The 1253-nt window shown below is 68.1% G+C and carries 2 protein-coding genes; both read left to right on the top strand.

What is annotated here, in order from left to right; translation table 11 throughout:
* A partial coding sequence (locus tag G6023_RS13475) for an aminotransferase class III-fold pyridoxal phosphate-dependent enzyme (RefSeq protein WP_182635996.1) occupies nucleotides 1-777 on the top strand: 777 nt, incomplete at its 5' end.
* Nucleotides 778-783: 6 nt separating this feature from the next.
* On the top strand, nucleotides 784-1215 hold the full coding sequence (locus G6023_RS13470; protein WP_182635993.1) for a phage holin family protein: 432 nt from the start codon (nucleotides 784-786) through the stop codon (nucleotides 1213-1215).
* The last annotated feature ends 38 nt before the right edge of the window (nucleotides 1216-1253 follow it).

Below are 1253 nucleotides of genomic sequence, written 5' to 3'. Positions count from 1 at the left end.
CTCGAGCACCTCGACTCGCTCATCGGCCTCGAGGGACCCGACCACTTCGCCGCCCTCATCATCGAGTCGGTGCCCGGCACGGTCGGCATCATGGTGCCGCCCGCCGACTACCTGCGCGGCGTGCGCGAGATCTGCGACAAGTACGGCATCGTCATGATCTGCGACGAGGTCATGTCCGGCTTCGGCCGCACCGGCGAGTGGCTCGCCCTGGACCACTTCCGCTCCGGCGACGACGACTGGGCGCCCGATCTCATCACCTTCGCCAAGGGCTCCAACTCGGGTTACGTCCCGCTCGGCGGCGTCATCCTGCACGACCGGATCGCCGCCTCGTTCGAGACCACGCCCTACACCGGTGGCCTGACCTACGCCGGGCACCCGCTGGCCTGCGCCTCCGTGGTCGCGACGATCAACCTCATGCGCGACGAGAAGATCGTCGAGAACGCGAAGATGATCGGCGAGGACGTCATCGGCCCGCGCCTGCGCGAGCTCGCCGAAAAGCACCCGTCGATCGGCGAGGTCCGCGGCCTCGGCGTGTTCTGGGCCGTGGAGATGGTGGCCGACCGCGAGACACGCGAGCCCCTCGCGCCCTACGGTGGATCATCGGAGGCCATGGCCCGCACGTTCGGTAAGGCAAAGTCCGACGGCCTGCTGCTGTTCATGAACTACAACCGATTCCATGTGGTGCCGCCGTGCATCATCACCCCGGACGAGGCCAACGAGGGCCTCGACATCTTCGACCGCGCACTCGACGTGGCCGACGAGTACGTGAGGAGCTGACCGGGCATGACGCTGGTACTGGGATTGATCGTCAACGCCGTCGCCCTGTGGGTGGCGACCCTGATCGTGCCGGGGATCTCCCTGTACGAACCCGCTGCGGACGCCGGGACCGCCGCCGGCAGCGCAGACAACGAGGTGAGCGTGCCGACCATCGCCGCGCTGCTCATCGTGGCCGTGGTGTTCACCCTGGTCAACGCGGTGGTCAAGCCGATCGTGCAGTTGCTCTCGTTGCCGCTGACCATCCTCACGCTGGGGCTGTTCCTGCTGGTGGTCAACGCGCTGATGCTCATGATCACCGGGTGGATCACCACGACGTTCCAGCCTTTCGGAGCGCAGTACGTGGTGAGCGGGTTCTGGGCGGCCTTCTTCGGCGCGATCGTGATCGGCCTGGTCAACTGGGTGCTCGGCATGCTGATCCCCTCGCGCGCCCGCGACTGAGCGGCGGCGGCCCGGCCCGGCCCAGCGCCGGCCGCCCG

Origin of the sequence: Dietzia sp. DQ11-71, from assembly GCF_014144995.1 — a bacterium.
GTDB classification, from domain to species: Bacteria; Actinomycetota; Actinomycetes; order Mycobacteriales; family Mycobacteriaceae; genus Dietzia; species Dietzia kunjamensis.
This window is presented reverse-complemented; position numbering and strand designations above follow the sequence as displayed.

What these genes read in the sequence shown, in the direction of transcription:
- G6023_RS13470 (WP_182635993.1), top strand. Translation starts at nt 784, where the DNA reads ATGACGCTGGTACTGGGATTGATCGTCAACGCCGTCGCCCTGTGGGTG.